This window comes from Herbaspirillum frisingense (genome assembly GCF_047325095.1).
GTDB classification, from domain to species: domain Bacteria; phylum Pseudomonadota; class Gammaproteobacteria; order Burkholderiales; family Burkholderiaceae_D; genus Herbaspirillum; species Herbaspirillum frisingense.
In genome coordinates this window covers 4,384,689-4,399,797 of the sequence record NZ_CP168558.1, presented here as the reverse complement: position 1 = coordinate 4,399,797, position 15,109 = coordinate 4,384,689, and the positions used below count along the sequence as shown (strand labels likewise).

Sequence of the window (15,109 nt, the reverse complement as noted above, 5' to 3'; positions counted from 1 at the left end):
GAAGGAAGGCTGCAGAGGGCGGCAAGGAGCGACAAGGAGAGGCACGGACCCTCCGGCCCATGCCTCATCCCCGCCCTGGCTTCAGTCCGGATCAGGTCTGGATGAACTTTTCCAGCGGGTAGTGATGCTTGATGAAGGGTGACTTGATGACGATGTAGCTGAAATACTTTTCAATGCGCAGGTTCTGCTCCAGCAGCGACTCGATCACGCTCTGGTAATGCACCACGCTGCGGGTCATGAACTTGAGCAGGTAGTCGTAACCCCCGCTGACCAGGTGGCATTCGATGATCTCGTCGACATTGCGGATATAGGACTCGAACTTGGCGAAGTCTTCGCGGCGGTGGTCCGACAGGGTCACCTCGGTGAACACGATCTGCACGTCGGCCAGTTTTTCCAGGCGGATGTAGGCGCCGTAGCCGCTGATGTAGCCGGCTTTTTCCAGGCGCTTGACGCGGATCAGGCAGGGGCTGGGGGACAGGCCGACGGCGTCGGCCAGGATCACATTGGTAATGCGGCTATTTTCCTGCAGGTGACACAAAATCCTCAGATCGATCCGGTCCAGTTTCAACGCGCCGTTAGTCATCATGTTGCCTCGGGTTATTCGACTCAACCGGCCTGCTGTCCCTGGGCGGGGAAGGCAGGCCGGATGTCAGGGCATTTTAACTCCTCCGGTCCCTGTTTTTGGCATGTGACCGGGAGCTTTACTCGCATTGGGCGGCTTATTTGAGCGCCTGGCGCACCTCGGGCTGGGCCAGCACTTCATCGAGGATGGCCTTCAGCCGCTGGAACATCAGTTCGAAATCGGCCGGTGTATAGCACAGCGCCGGCGCAAAGCCGAGGATGTTGTCGCCGAAGGCGCGGAACACCAGGCCCTGCTGGTAGGCCACCTTGAAGATGCGTTCATGCAGCTTCAGTTCGGGCGCGAAGCGCGCCTTGGTGTGCTTGTCGGCCACCAGCTCCAGCGCACCCAGCAGCCCCCGGCTGCGGGCATCCCCCACCAGCGGATGATCCAGCAGGGCGCGCAGGCCAGCTGTGAAATGGGGTTCGACCCGACGACCGTTTTCCAGCAGACCACCTTCCTCGTACAGGCGCAGCACCTCCAGCGCCACCGCCGCACTGACCGGATGAGCCGAATAGGTCTGGCCGTGGCCGACCACGGTGCTCATGGGCGCGCCATCGGCAATGCCCTGGTAGACCCGGTCCGACATCATCACCGCGCCCATCGGCGCGTAGCCCGCGGTCAGGCCCTTGGCCATGGTCATCAGGTCCGGCTGCACGTCTTCGTCCAGGCAGGCAAACATGGGGCCGGTGCGGCCGAAGCCGGTGATCACCTCGTCCACCACGAACAGGATGCCCAGCTCGTTGCAAGCCAGCTGCATGGCCTTCAACCAGCCCTTGGGCGGCACCACCACACCGCCCGAACCCTGGATCGGTTCGCAGAAGAAGGCCGCCACCTGGTCCGCGCCCAGTTCGGCCACCTTGCTGCGCAGCGCCTGTACCGAGGCGGCGATGATGGCTGCGTCGTCGGCCAGTTCGCTGCGGTAGGGATAGGGCGAGGGCAGGTAGTGCTGGGTCGGCAGCGGCAGATCGAAGTTGAAGTGGAAATTGGGCAGCGCCGTCAGTCCCGCCCCCACCGAAGAGGAACCATGGTAGCCACGCTGCAGCGAGATGAAATGCTTCTTGGCCGGCTTGCCGATGGCGTTGTGGTAGTGCGTGATGTAGCGGACGGCGGCATCCACCGCGTCCGATCCGCCCAGGGTGAAGTAGACATGCCGGAGCGAGGCCGGGCTGATGTCCACCAGCTTCTTGGCCAGCAGGATCGCCGGTTCCGAGGCGAAGTGGAAGTAGCCCGTGGCATACGGCAGGCGCTGCATCTGCTCGGTGGCGGCGCGGATCACGCTCTCCTGGCCATAGCCGGTGTTGACGCACCACAGGCCTGAGAAGGCATCCAGCAGTTCCTTGTCCTGATGGTCGGTCAGGTAGGCGCCACGGCCGGACTTGAGGATGATGGGACCCAGCTCTTCGTGTTCGCGAAAGCTGGTCACGGGATGGATCAGGTGGCTGCGGTCGAGGGCAGCCAGGGTCGATGTTTGCATGAAGGAGGACTCGCTGACGATGGCGTTGAACAAGGTCGTGCCAGGCGGGCAACACAACCGGGATGCGTTCTATGCTATGCCTGCCCGGTCGCAGCGGATGCGCAAGATGCGGGGTCCAAAAAGCATCTTCATGGGTTTTGCGGGCGGCTTTGGCATTTTCTGCGGCGTGCCCCGTGCGACCGGCTGCGGCCTCAGCCCAGCGCCTGGTTGACGATGGAAAACAACTGCATGCCTGCATCGCGCGCCGGGGGCGTGCCCTTGCACATGCGGGTGACATGGTCGACATTGGTCAGGCCCAGCGTGTCCAGCCAGGCCGGCAGACCGCTCGATTCGAACACGTCGATGCGGATGAAGGAATCCGAATAGGTATTGATCCAGTGCGCGATCAGACCCTTGGCCCGTTCGGCATCGGGCGCCACCACCGGCCCGATCACACGGCCATGGCCGAAGCGACGCACCAGCGCAAAGCCCAGCATCTCGCCATCGCGGTCCAGCGCCACGCCTTCCGACATCTCCAGGAGGGCCAGCAGCAGCTTGCTGCGTTCCATGCCGGTGGCGCGCGCATCCAGCGCCAGCAGCCGCTGCACATCGTTCTTGCCCATCGGCCGCACGCGCTCGCCGGGCGGCAGCGAGACCAGTACCGGCTGCGCCGACGAGCCCTGGAACTGGTGCAACACATCCTGCTGAATAAAGCCCAGTTGCCGATACAGCGGCATGCCCGCCGCGGTGGCATTGACCACCAGGCTGCGGCCATTGACCTGGCTGGCGGTGTGCTGCATCAGCCGCCGCCCCAGGCCGCGGCGCTGCAGCTCGGCCTGCACCAGCAGCATGCCGATGACCGCGTGCTGCTCGCCGTAGCAGGTGCACACTACCGAACCCACTACCGGCAGCGCGGCACCGTCGGCGGTGTGTTCCAGCAGATAGCCCTGGCCCATCTGCAACAGGAATTTCCAGTCCTCCAGCCGGTGTGGCCACTTGAAGCGCAGCGACAGCCGGTGGCAGTTGCCCAGGTCATCGGCGGCGATGGCACGCAGGCGCAGGTCGGGCAAGGCTTCCTGGCCGCTGCTCGGGACGGGGGTGGTCGGCGCTGGCATGGGGGCTCCTGGTCGGTTCGTTGAAGGTAACGTAGTACAGAGATTTCAGGGCTGCAATTTCACAGCGGCGATCTCACAGCTGGCCCTGGCACACGTACTTGGTATGCAGGTAATCATCCAGCCCGTGCACCGAGCCTTCACGACCATAACCGGATTCCTTGACGCCGCCGAAGGGGGCAGCCTCGGCCGCCAGTGCGCCCTCGTTGACACCGACGATGCCGCTCTCCAGTGCATCGGTGACACGATGGATGCGCCGTACATCGGTCGAATAGAAATACGCGGCCAGCCCGAAGGGCGTGCCATTGGCCGCCGCGATCACTTCTTCCTCGCTGGTGAAGCGCGTCACCGGCGCCACCGGGCCGAAGGTCTCTTCGCAGCTGCATTGCATGGCATCGGTCACGTTGGCCAGCACGGTAGGCGCGTAGTAGTTGTCGCTTTCGTAGCCGGGCCCCTGCAGGCGCTGGCCGCCGGTGATCACGTGGGCACCGCGGGCGACGGCATCGCGCACGTGCTGGTCGATCTTGGCGATGGCACGGGCATTGATCATCGGGCCGATCTGCGAGGCCGGATCGGTGGCCGGGCCGACCTTCAGCGCCGCCACCCGGGCGCCCAGCCTGGCCACGAAGGCGTCATAGACCTGCTCTTGTACGTAGATGCGGTTGGGGCTCACGCAGGTCTGGCCGCCATTGCGGAACTTGGCCGCCATCACGCCGTCGATGGCGGCATCCAGATCGGCATCGTCGAAGACGATGAAGGGCGCATTGCCGCCCAGTTCCAGGGAGAGCTTCTTGAGGGTATCGGCCGAATGACGCGCCAGGTGCTTGCCCACGGCGGTGGAGCCGGTAAAGCTGATCTTGCGCACCCGGCTGTCGGCCAGCCACACGTCGACCACTTCCGGCGTGCGCTCGCGCGAAGCCGTGACGATGTTGATCACCCCGGCCGGCACGCCCGCTTCCTGCGCCAGGCGCACCAGTGCCAGCGAGGTCAGCGGCGTATCCTCGGCCGGCTTGCACACCACGGTGCAACCGGCGGCCAGGGCCGGTGCGATCTTGCGGGCGATCATCGCGGCCGGGAAGTTCCAGGGCGTGATGGTGGCGACCACGCCCACCGGTTCCTTTAGCGCCAGCATGCGGCGGCCGGTGACCGGGGCCGGGATGATGTCGCCATTGGCGCGGGTGGCTTCTTCGCCGAACCATTCCACATAGCTGGCCGCATAGGCCACTTCACCGCGCCCCTCGGCCAGCGGCTTGCCCTGCTCGCGCGAGATCAGGCGACCCAGGTCTTCCTGGTGCGCCAGCAGCAAGTCGTTCCAGCGCTTGAGGATGGCGGCGCGCTGCTTGGCCGGCGTGGCACGCCAGGCCGGGAATGCAGCAGCAGCGGCATCCACCGCGGCGCGGGCATCGGCGGCATTGCCGTCGGGGACGCTGGCAAACACCTCGCCGGTGGCCGGATCACTGACTGCAAGTTCGCGACCGTCGGCCGCTGCGCGCCATTCGGCGCCGATCAGGTGGGCACCGGGCAGCAGGTCCTGGCGGTGCAGTTCGAGTGTAGTCATGGCAGGTATTCAGTCAAAGTGAAGAGGATTCGAAAGGGCATTCACGCCAGCTTATCCTTGAGCCGGTAGTACATGCCCACCACCGGCAGGAACCAGGGTGGCCCGAAATGACCGGGGATGGCCGGCCATTCGCGGTCACGCCAGGGATTGGCCAGCGCATCGCCGGCCATCACCTGCGCCATGCACTGGCCCATGTGCACCGACATCTGCGTGCCGTGGCCGCTGTAGCCCATGGAATAGAACAGGCCATCGCGTTCTCCCGCCTGCGGCAGGCGGTCGCGGGTCATGTCGACCAGCCCGCCCCAGCAGTAGTCCAGGCGCACCGGTCCCAACTGCGGGAAGGTCTGCTGCAGGCCCTGGCGCAGGATTTCGCCGCTGGCGGCATCGGATTGTGGGCTGGAAATCGCAAAACGCGCCCGTCCGCCGAAGACCAGGCGGGTATCGGGCGTCATGCGGAAATAGTGGTGGATATTGGCCACCGTGGTGTAGGTGCGCTGTTGGCTCAGCAGGCTGGCCGCGCGTTCGGCACCCAGCGGCTCGGTCACCACGATGAAGCTGCCTACCGGCACGATGCGCCGGCGCAGCCAGCCGAAGCTGCGGTAGGCGCCGTGACGGCTGGCACCGGTGGCCAGCAGGACCTGCCGCGCCAGTATGCTGCCGCGGGGCGTATGGACCCGATGTCCGTAGCTCTCGCCGATGCGTTCCAGCCGTCGTACCTCGGTGCCGGTGTGGATGGCCGCGCCGTGGCGTTCGGCCGCCAGCGCCAGGCCATAGGCGAAGCGGCCCATGTGCATCTGCGCGCTGCGCTTGTAGAGCATGCCGCCATGGAAGCGCTCGCTCTGCACCTCGGCACGTACGCGGGCGGCGTCCAGGATCTCGATGTCGCGGTCCACGCCGTCGGCGTAGAGGCGCTCGGCGCTGCGTCGCAGGGCCTCCATCTGTTGCGGCCGGGTGGCCATCTTGAGCTTGCCGTGGCGCAGGAAGTCGCAGGCGATGTCTTCCTCCTGTACCAGCCGTGCCACCGTATCGACCGCATCGTCATAGGCGTGGTACCAGGCGCGGGCGCGTTCGATCCCGACCCGGGCGGCGACCTCCGCATAATCCATCGCCAGGCCGTTGTTGACGTGACCGCCATTGCGGCCCGAGGCTTCGGCCGCCACGTGCGGACCGGCTTCCAGCACGACCACCGAGGCGCCGCGCCTGGCCAGCGCCAGTGCCGCCGACAGGCCGGTAAAGCCGCCGCCGACGATGGCCACGTCGACCTGGGCTGGCAGTTCTCGCGAGGGGGAGATATACAGCGGGGCAGAATCGGTCCAGTAGGATTCCAGCTTCATGGTCGGGATGTCGGGCAGGTGGATAGGGGCAGGGCGGCGCGTCTGCTGACGCAGCACGCCATGTCATCAAGGATAGGGCGTGCCGGCAAGCGATGTGGCGCGAACTGCAGCGCGCTGGCGGCATGGCATGCCGTTCTGGCGTGGGCAATCGGCATTTTGTTTGCCATGCGGCATCGCCTCCCGACTCAGTAACCGCGCTGGCGGTCGATCAGACCCAGCAGCGGCAGGCCGGCACGATGACGGCGCAGGTTTTCCAGCACCGCTTCCACGGCACCGTCGGGCTGGGTCATGCTGGCGATGTGGGGCGTGAGCACGATGTCGGGATGCGACCAGAACGGGTGGCCCGGCGGCAAGGGTTCGACCTCGCACACATCCAGTACCGCCGCACTGAGCTGGCCATCAGCCAGGGCGGCCAGCAGGTCGTCCTCGACCAGGTGGCCGCCACGGCCGACATTGACCAGCGCCGCCCCGCGCGGCAGTTGCTCAAACAGTGCGCGACACAGGATGCCGCGCGTATCGTCGGTCAGCGGTACCAGGCATACCAGCACATCGGTGCGTGCAAGGAAATCCCTCAGGCCCGCGCTGCCGCTATAGCAATCGATGCCCTCCAGCTGGTGCGCCGAACGGCTCCAGCCGGCGCAGGGGAAACCCAGTCCATGCAACTGCTGCAGCACCGCCTGGCCCAGCATGCCCAGGCCCAGCACCCCGACCCGGCAGGCCGTGGCCGGCCGTACACGATGCGCCCGCCACACCTGTTCGCGCTGCTGGCGGGCATAGAGGCGGCTGTCGCGATGCAGGCCCAGCACCGCGTGGGTCACGTATTGCACCATGCCGGCGGCAATCCCGGGTTCGGTCATGCGCACCACCGGTAGCCCAGGCGGCAGGGTGGACATGTCGAACTGGTCGATGCCGGCACCGACCGAAAACAGGATTTCCAGGTTGGGGAAGCGCCGTGCGATATCGTCCGGCGGCGTCCAGGCCGCCAGGTAGCGCACGCTGGCGTCATCGCCCTGGTGTGGCCAGATCTGGAAGGGCTGCTCCGGTGCCTTTTGCGCAAACAGCTCGGCCCATTCGGCGCCCCGCACGGGGTCGGCTTTGTAGAGAAAGGTCATGGTGAGTCGCGCCGGCCGTTCAGCCCAGCGCCTGGTTGATCATGGAATAGGTGCGCCAGGTCGGATCCGCCTTGGGCGGCGTGCCCCGGCACATGCTGACCACGTCGTCCACGCAGGTCAGGCCGATCTCCTGCAGCCAGGGTTTGAGGCCGGTACGGCCGGGCACGTCGATGCGCAGGTAGGCGCCCGGGTAGGCGTTGACCCAATAGGCGATCAGCGCCTTGGCGTCTTCCACGTTGCTGGCGATGACCGGCCCGATCACGCGGCCGCGGCCGAATTCGCGCTGGAAGGCCATGCCCGCCACCTGTCCCTGCCGCTCCAGCACGACCACCTCGGCCAGTTTCAACAAGGCCTGCAGCAGGGCGCTGCGGTCGATGCCGCTGGCCTGGCGATCCAGTGCCAGCAGGGCCGGCACTTCATCCGGGCGCAGCGGGCGGATGTGCGTGCCCGCCGGCAGCGTGGCAGGTGCGCTGGCCGTGGTGCTCTGGTGCTGGCTCAGGGTATCGGTGACCACGAACCCCAGTTTTTCATACAGCGGGCGTCCGGCCTCGGTGGCATTGAGGATGACGTTGCGGGAGCCGGCATCGGCCAGCAGGCGCTGCATCATGGCGCGCCCCAGGCCGCGTCCCTGCAGGGCATCAGCGATGATCACCAGACCCAGCGACGCATAGTCATCGTCCAGCCGGCACAGCATGCCGCTGCCGGCCACATTGAGGGTGCCATCAGGCTGTTCCTGTTCGACCGCCCAGCTGCTGCTGACCTGATGGTGGAACTGCCAGTCCGCCAGGCGGTGCGGCCAGTGCAGATGGAGGCTCATGGCATGGCAGGCCGGCAGATCCGTGGCGCGCATGGGGCGCAGCGTGGTGCGGTCGGCCTGGGTGGTGTCGAGCGTGCTTTCAGTGTGCATGAAGCTTGTCCTTATCAATACGTGTCGATCCATGTGATCGCGTTCTATATGAGTGCTGCCTGCGGAGCTGCCGGGCAATCGGCACACCTCAGCGATGATGCGCCATCGGCGGCATGCGGCGGAGGGTTTCGGTGCCGCGAATTCGCAATCTTATGGCGATCTGCACCCCTATCTCGGCACAAAATTGGGCGGCATCGGCATTAGCATGGTGCTGCCCCGCATGCCTCACTGCTAAATGATTTACGCATGTGTGGTGCAAGCGATTGCCCGGGCAGGGGTCATCTGCGCCAACACCCTGCCTGCCTCCGGATCGCCAGCCTGCCGGCGGAAACCGCACCAGTTTGGTGAAAATGCCCCAAAGCAGCGCGCCCGGCTCGCATTGCTGCACTGCTCGGCAAGCTATGCTGATTGGGCCGTCGAAAACACATATTTCTGTTTCGCGGCCCCGTCAAAAAGGAATAAACCGCAAGTGTCGCCATGTTGTAATCCTTCTCATGCATTGAACCTCAGGCAAGAGAATTCGCCGCATCCCTTTGCAGGATCATTTTTTTGACAGGACGATTTTCCATGAGCACTTTCAAGCCCAAATTCATCACCTTCGACTGCTACGGCACGCTGACCCGTTTCCAGATGTCGGAAACCGCGCAGAAGATCTACGCCGACCGTGTATCGGCCGAGGACATGCCTTTCTTCCTGCGCCAGTTCGCCGCCTATCGCCTCGATGAAGTGCTGGATCAGTGGAAGCCCTACGAACAGGTCTGCAAGAACGCCATCACCCGTACCTGCGCGCGCTGGGGCATCAAGACCACCGACGAGGAAACCGGCGCCTTCTACAAGGCCGTGCCGACCTGGGGCCCGCATGCAGACGTGCCGGCCGGCCTGTCCAAGGTGGCCAAGGAATTCCCGCTGGTGATCTTCTCCAACGCCGACGACAGCCAGATCATGCATAACGTCGAACAACTGGGTGCGCCCTTCCACAAGGTCTTCACCGCCCAGCAGGCGCAAGCCTACAAGCCGCGCCTGCGCGCCTTCGAATACATGCTCGACAACCTCAACTGCAATCCGGAAGACGTGTTGCACGTCTCTTCCAGCCTGCGCTACGACCTCATGCCGGCGTCCGACATGGGGATCAAGAACAAGGTCTTCGTCAATCGCGGCCATGAGCCCTCGACGCCGTACTACGGCTATACCGAGATCAAGGACATCTCCGGCCTGCCGGGCGTGCTCGGGCTGTAAGCCGGGCAGGAGCAGGAAGGGAGCCGCCCACGCGCAGCACGTGCGCAGGCACTCCCGGTAACAGCAGTGTTCCGGTCGCCGCCGGCCTGGCATCAGGCTTGCGATCCATGCGACCGGCCCCATCAGGTGGCACGCCCTGTGCGGAGGGATCTGCGACAGCAGACGCCAGGGTAGGCCGGTGGTCTTCGTGGTTGAACTTTTATCGTGAGGCTTTTCATGAGCAAGCAGGAAAACGGACGACTCCCCGCAGAGGGCTCCATCATCACCGACCTATCGCTGGAACATGCGCAGGGCGGTTTCACCCGCCGCGACATGATGCGCACCCTGCTGGCCGGTAGTCTCATGACGGTGGGCGGCAGCGGCCTGCTCACGGCCAGCGGCAGCGCAATGGCGCAGGCGGCACAGACCGGCAAGCGCGGTGGCAAGATGCGCATCGCCACCCAGACCAGTTCCACCGCCGACACCCTGGACCCGGCCAAGACCGCGCACTCCACCGACTACACCCGGGCGCACATGTTCTACAACGGTCTGACCAAGCTGGACGGCAAGCTGGCGCCGCAGATGGTGCTGGCCGAGGAAATGCTCACCAACGACGCCATCACCTGGACCGTCAAGCTGAAGAAGGGCGTGACCTTCCACGACGGCAAGCCCCTCACCCCGGCCGACGTGGTGTTCTCGCTCATGCGCCACAAGGACCCGGCCACCGCCTCCAAGGTCAAGGTGCTGGCCGACCAGATTGAATCGGTCAAGGCCACCGGCCCCAATGAAGTGCAGATCAAGCTCACCAGCGCCAATGCCGACCTGCCGGTGATCCTGGCGACCGCGCAGTTCCTGATCGTGCGCGACGGCACCACCAACTTCAGCAGCGCCAACGGCACCGGTGCCTTCAAGCTCAAGGAATTCACCCCCGGCGTGCGCACCATCGGCGTACGCAACGAAAACTACTGGAAGAGCGGCCTGCCCTACCTGGACGAGGTCGAACTGTTCGGCATCCCCGACGAGGCGGCCCGCGTCAATGCGCTGCTCTCCGGCGACGTGCACTGGATCAACGACGTCAACGCCCGCTCCACCGGCCGCGTCAAGGGTACCGCCGGCTATACCGTCATGGAAACCAAGTCGGGCCAGTACACCGACCTGATCATGCGCCAGGACGTGGCACCCGGCAGCAGCATGGATTTCACCCTGGGCATGAAGTATCTGCTGGACCGCGAACAGATCAAGATGGCCGCCTTCCGCGGTTACGCCGTCACCGCCAACGACCAGCCGATCGACCCCACCAACCGCTTCTATTTCGCCGGCCTGCCGCAGCGCGCCTTCGATCCCGACAAGGCCAAGTTCCATCTGGAGAAGGCGGGCGTCATGGGCAGCACCATTCCGGTCGTGGCCTCGGTAGCCGCCACCGGCTCGGTGGACATGGCCGTGCTGATGCAGCAGAGCGCTGCCAAGATCGGTCTGAAGCTTGATGTCAAGCGGGTCCCGGCCGATGGCTACTGGTCCAACCAGTGGATGAAGGTGCCGGTCGGCTTCGGCAACATCAATCCGCGCCCCAGCGCCGACATCCTGCTGACCCAGTTCTTCAAGTCCGATGCCCAGTGGAACGAATCGGGCTGGAAGAATGCCCAGTTCGACCAGCTGGTGGTGGCCGCACGCGGCGAGACCGACTTCACCAAGCGCAAGTCCATGTATGCCGACCTGCAGACCATGATCCACGAGAAGTGCGGCATCGGTATTCCGGTCTTCATCATCAACCTGGAAGGCATGAGCACCAAGGTCAAGGGCATCGATCCGGTGCCGCTGGGAGCCTTCATGAACTACACCTGTGCCGAGTATGTCTGGCTGGATGCGTGAGAACGGGAAAGTCTCGCGCCTGACGCAATGAAGGCAGTGCAAGTCGCATGGGACCGGTCGGCACAGTCGGTCGGTCCCGGCACTGGTTACCGAGGATAGCTATGAATGGAATGGTCCTGCGTCTGATCGTGCGCCGCCTGCTGCAGGCGGTGCTGACGCTGTTGCTGGTGTCGGCCGGCGTGTTCTTCATCACCAACCTGTTGCCGGGCGATGCCGCCCAGACCGCGCTGGGTCAGGCTGCCACGCCCGAGACGGTGGCCGCGCTGCGCCTGCAGTACGGCCTGGATCTGCCAGCCCCGCTGCGTTATGCCCACTGGCTGGGCAACCTGGTCTCGGGCAATCCGGGCATGTCGCTGGTCAACAACGTGCCGGTGGCGCAGATGATAGGCGGGCGCCTGCCGGCCTCGCTGATGCTGGCCGCCGTCACCGCCCTGGTATCGGTGCCGCTGGCGCTGTTCCTGGGCATCTTCTCGGCCATGTACCGGGGCTCCTTCTTCGACCGCGCCGTCAACGTCAGCGCGGTGTCGATGGTCTCGGTGCCGGAATTCCTGGTCGCCACGGTGGCGGTGATGATCTTCGCCGTCAAGCTGCGCTGGCTGTCGGCGCTGTCGCATGCGGGCGAGGCCGCCACCCTGGGGGCCTTCATCAAGGCCTATGCCATGCCGGTGCTGACCCTGTGCTGCGTGATCGTGGCCCAGATGACGCGCATGACCCGCGCCGCCGTGATCGACCAGCTGCGTTCTTCCTATGCCGAGATGGCCTTGTTGAAAGGCGTCAAGCGCACCCGCATCGTGCTGCGCCATGCGCTGCCCAATGCCATCGGCCCGATCGCCAACGCGGTCGCGCTGAGCCTGTCCTACCTGCTGGGCGGGGTCATCATCGTCGAAAGCATCTTCAACTATCCCGGCATCGCCACCCTGATGATCGATGCCGTGACCACCCGTGACATGCCGCTGGTGCAGGCCTGCTCGATGATCTTCTGTGCCGGCTACCTGCTGCTGGTACTGGCGGCCGATGTGCTGGCCATTGTTTCCAATCCAAGGTTGAAGACCCGATGAAAGCCCTCCACGATTCCACCGGCGGGGAAGCTGCCGCCCCGGCCGCGCCTGTGCCCGCTTCTGCCCCCGCTCCCGTGAAGCGCGTGCGCCGCCACTCGACCATGGCCTGGATCGGCATGGCCATCGTCGGCTTCTGGGTGCTCATGGCCATCCTCGGCCCCAGCATCTCGCCCTATGACGCCACGGCCATCGTCGATACTGACGTGTTTTCCGGCATGAGCCACAAGTTCCTGCTGGGCAGCGACTACCTGGGCCGTGACATGTTGAGCCGCATCCTCTTCGGCACCCGCGCCACCATCGGCCTGGCGCTGGCGGCGACCGTACTGGCCAGCGCCACCGGCACGGCCGTGGCGCTGTTTGCGGCCTTCTCCGGTGGCTGGCGCGATGCCGTCATCAGTCGCGCCCTGGATGCCCTGATCTCGATCCCCAGCAAGATGTTCGCGCTGATGATGGTGGCCACCTTCGGCTCTTCCATGCTGCTGCTGGTGGTCACCGCCGCCATCACCTACATGCCCGGCGCCTACCGCATCGCCCGTTCGCTGGCGGTCAATGTGCAGGCCATGGAATACGTACAGGCTGCGCGTGCCCGTGGCGAGGGCGTGTGGTACATCATGACCACCGAAATGCTGCCCAACATGATCCGCCCGGTGCTGGCCGACTTCGGTCTGCGCTTCGTCTACGTGGTGCTGCTGCTGTCGGGCCTGAGCTTCCTCTCGCTGGGCGTGCAGCCGCCGGATGCCGACTGGGGCTCGCTGGTGCGGGAAAACATTTCCGGCCTGGGCGAGGGCGCCCTGGCGGTGATCATGCCGGCGCTGGCCATTGCCTCGCTCACCATCGGCGTGAACCTGCTGATCGACAACCTGCGCGGCAAGCGCGCTGCCAAGGAGTAAGCCCGTGAAGCAGTTCGATACTTTCCTCGGCAAGAAGGGCAGCACCGCTGCCTCCCCGACCGGTCAGCCCCTGGTCGACGTGCAGGGCCTGCGGGTCACCGCCCGCAAGGACGATGGCAGCTCGGTGGAAATCGTCAAGAACGTCGATTTCACCGTGGCGCGTGGCGAAGTGCTGGCACTGATCGGCGAGTCCGGCTCCGGCAAGACCACCATCGCCCTGTCGCTGCTGGGCTATGCCCGTAGCGGTTGCCAGATCGCCGGCGGCCGGATCCGCATCGGCCAGCGCCAGATCGACCAGATGGATGAAAAGGCGCTGCTGGCCATGCGTGGCCATCATGTGGCCTATATCGCCCAGAGTGCGGCGGCGGCCTTCAACCCGGCGCGTACCTTGATGGATCAGGTCATCGAGAGTGCCCTGCAACATGGCGTGATGGACAAGGCCAGCGCCCGCGCCAAGGCGGTCGAGCTGTTCCGCGCACTGGCATTGCCGAAACCCGAGAGCATCGGCGACCGTTATCCGCACCAGGTCTCGGGCGGCCAGCTGCAGCGCGTGATGGCGGCCATGGCCCTGATCACCGACCCGGAACTGGTGATCCTGGACGAACCCACCACGGCCCTGGACGTGACCACCCAGATCGAGGTGCTGCGCGCCTTCAAGAAGGTGGTCAAGGAACTTGGTACCACCGCCGTCTATGTCTCGCACGACCTGGCCGTGGTGGCGCAGATGGCCGACCGCATCATCGTGCTGCGCGATGGCGCCGTACGCGAAATGGGCAGTACCGGACAGGTGCTGCATGAACCCGCCGACAGCTATACCCAGAGCCTGATCGCCGCCGTCTCCCCGGCCACGCGGGTGGCGCAGCTACGTGAAGTGCTGCCGACCAGCATGCCGGCCGACGCCAGGGCGCCGCTCTTGCGCATCAGCGGCCTGGTGGCCGGCTACGGCGCTCCGGACCGGCTGGGCCTGCCTGGCGTGCGCATCCTGGACGACATCAACCTCACCATCCAGCGCGGCAGCACGGTGGGCATCATCGGCGAATCCGGCTCCGGCAAGACCACCCTGGCACGCGCGGTGGCCGGCATGATCGCCCCGGCGCGCGGCAGCATCCAGCTCGATGGCCAGAACCTCTCGCCGACCCTGGAGGGGCGCACCCGCGAACAGTTCCGGCGGGTGCAGATCGTGTTCCAGAACGCCGACACCGCGCTCAACCCGGCCCACAGCATCGGCCGCATCCTGAACCGTCCGCTGGCCTTCTATCACGGCCTCAAGGGCGATGCCATGCGGCGTCGCACGGCCGAACTGCTGGACCTGGTCAAACTGCCCTCCAGCGTGATCTACCGTCTGCCGGCCGAACTCTCCGGCGGCCAGAAGCAGCGCGTGAACCTGGCCCGCGCCCTGGCCGCCAAGCCCGACCTGATCCTGTGCGACGAGGTGACCTCGGCCCTGGATACGGTGGTGGCTGCCGCCATCCTGGAATTGCTGGCCGAGCTGCGGCGCGAGCTGCAGGTGTCCTACATGTTCATCAGCCACGACATCAGCACGGTGCGCGCCATCTGTGACGACATCGTGGTGCTCTATGCCGGTCGCATGGTGGCCAACCGCCCGCGCGAGGCGATGATGGCGCCGCCTTACCACCCGTATTCGCACCTCCTGCTGTCGTCGGTCCCGGCCATGCAGCAGGGCTGGCTGGAACAGGTGGCCGGGGCCGGCCAGCACAAGCTGCCGCCCATCGGCGCGGCCGACCCGTCGCCTGAGATCTGTGCCTTCCTGCCGCGCTGTTCGCTGCGGGTGGATGGTGTCTGTAACGTGGTGCCGCCGCGTCGCCGCAACATGGAACATGGCGGCGAGATCCTGTGCCATCGCTCCGACGCCGACCTGCAGCAGGCGCAGGCGCCGCTGCTGCCGGTGGAAGGCGTGACGGTCTGATCCCGGCACCGGTATTCGAATTCAAGGCCAAGTCCATTGGCCATCCCATAGG

At 65.6% G+C, this 15,109-nt stretch carries 12 protein-coding genes; 5 read left to right on the top strand and 7 right to left on the bottom strand.

Features of this window, described 5'->3' with window-relative positions; genetic code table 11:
• Nucleotides 1-91 precede the first annotated feature (91 nt).
• The 7 genes from ACEOAC_RS20190 to ACEOAC_RS20160 form a co-directional block, all read right to left on the bottom strand.
• Nucleotides 92-586, bottom strand: a complete 495-nt coding sequence (locus tag ACEOAC_RS20190; protein WP_081626852.1) for an Lrp/AsnC family transcriptional regulator — start codon at nt 584-586, stop codon at nt 92-94.
• Between the two features lie 133 nt (nt 587-719).
• Nucleotides 720-2,096, bottom strand: a complete 1,377-nt coding sequence (locus tag ACEOAC_RS20185; protein WP_413445482.1) for an aspartate aminotransferase family protein — start codon at nt 2,094-2,096, stop codon at nt 720-722.
• A 191-nt stretch (nt 2,097-2,287) separates the two neighbouring features.
• Nucleotides 2,288-3,190 carry a GNAT family N-acetyltransferase gene (locus ACEOAC_RS20180; RefSeq protein ID WP_006463798.1) on the bottom strand — a complete coding sequence of 301 codons (903 nt, stop codon included), beginning with the start codon at nt 3,188-3,190 and terminating at the stop codon, nt 2,288-2,290.
• A 73-nt stretch (nt 3,191-3,263) separates the two neighbouring features.
• Nucleotides 3,264-4,745, bottom strand: a complete 1,482-nt coding sequence (locus ACEOAC_RS20175; protein ID WP_413628551.1) for an NAD-dependent succinate-semialdehyde dehydrogenase — start codon at nt 4,743-4,745, stop codon at nt 3,264-3,266.
• A gap of 41 nt (nt 4,746-4,786) precedes the next feature.
• Entirely contained in the window at nt 4,787-6,079 is a 1,293-nt protein-coding gene (locus ACEOAC_RS20170; protein WP_413628919.1) for an NAD(P)/FAD-dependent oxidoreductase, read from the bottom strand.
• A gap of 185 nt (nt 6,080-6,264) precedes the next feature.
• Entirely contained in the window at nt 6,265-7,191 is a 927-nt protein-coding gene (locus tag ACEOAC_RS20165; protein ID WP_077236578.1) for a 2-hydroxyacid dehydrogenase, read from the bottom strand.
• A gap of 19 nt (nt 7,192-7,210) precedes the next feature.
• Complete coding sequence (locus tag ACEOAC_RS20160) at nt 7,211-8,098, bottom strand: GNAT family N-acetyltransferase (RefSeq protein WP_413628550.1); 888 nt, start codon at nt 8,096-8,098, stop codon at nt 7,211-7,213.
• Between the two features lie 567 nt (nt 8,099-8,665).
• On the opposite strand from ACEOAC_RS20160, the gene ACEOAC_RS20155 reads away from it, so the two are divergent.
• The 5 genes from ACEOAC_RS20155 (at nt 8,666) to ACEOAC_RS20135 (ending at nt 15,057) form a co-directional block, all read left to right on the top strand.
• Nucleotides 8,666-9,334, top strand: a complete 669-nt coding sequence (locus ACEOAC_RS20155; RefSeq protein ID WP_102663140.1) for a haloacid dehalogenase type II — start codon at nt 8,666-8,668, stop codon at nt 9,332-9,334.
• Between the two features lie 216 nt (nt 9,335-9,550).
• A complete protein-coding gene (locus tag ACEOAC_RS20150; RefSeq protein WP_413445206.1) occupies nt 9,551-11,182 on the top strand; it encodes an ABC transporter substrate-binding protein in 1,632 nt (543 codons plus the stop codon).
• A gap of 101 nt (nt 11,183-11,283) precedes the next feature.
• The gene (locus ACEOAC_RS20145) at nt 11,284-12,240 is read left to right on the top strand and encodes an ABC transporter permease (protein WP_077236575.1); all 957 of its coding nucleotides are present in this window, start codon (nt 11,284-11,286) and stop codon (nt 12,238-12,240) included.
• Nucleotides 12,237-13,130 (top strand): ABC transporter permease, encoded by an 894-nt coding sequence (locus ACEOAC_RS20140; RefSeq protein WP_413445207.1) that lies wholly within the window; start codon nt 12,237-12,239, stop codon nt 13,128-13,130. The genes ACEOAC_RS20145 and ACEOAC_RS20140 overlap by 4 nt, the downstream gene beginning before the upstream one ends.
• 4 nt (nt 13,131-13,134) lie before the next feature.
• Nucleotides 13,135-15,057, top strand: coding sequence for an ABC transporter ATP-binding protein (locus ACEOAC_RS20135; protein ID WP_413628549.1), 1,923 nt, complete (start codon nt 13,135-13,137; stop codon nt 15,055-15,057).
• Nucleotides 15,058-15,109: the final 52 nt, after the last annotated feature.